The organism is Psychrobacter sp. CAL346-MNA-CIBAN-0220 (assembly GCF_040309805.1).
Taxonomy (GTDB): domain Bacteria; phylum Pseudomonadota; class Gammaproteobacteria; order Pseudomonadales; family Moraxellaceae; genus Psychrobacter.
In genome coordinates this window covers 1-256 of sequence record NZ_JBEOPF010000481.1, presented here as the reverse complement: position 1 = coordinate 256, position 256 = coordinate 1, and the positions used below count along the sequence as shown (strand labels likewise).

General features: G+C 34.4%; 1 protein-coding gene. It reads right to left on the bottom strand.

The genetic code is table 11. The features are described 5' to 3' along the window. Window positions 1-57 precede the first annotated feature (57 nt). Window positions 58-256 (bottom strand): hypothetical protein (locus AAEY88_RS14455; protein WP_350563504.1); only part of this gene is annotated, 199 nt, incomplete at its 5' end.

Sequence of the window (256 nt, the reverse complement as noted above, 5' to 3'; positions counted from 1 at the left end):
GTATTTATTAGTCGCTTTTACCTAAACAAACACATGGCGCAAAAATAATGCCGCTAATTAGTCTTTTTTATCTATCGTTATTTCAAGCGTTTTGCTATTCCCAGCAAACCACTTCTGAACATACAAAGATCCAACAATAGGGGCAACGCCTTCATCTGGGGCTTCTTTGTAACGAACACTGTTTTTTGTTTCTTTTTCGTATTCAAAAGTTACTACTTTTTTCGACATAAAATACTCCTTATACTCACATTTATAC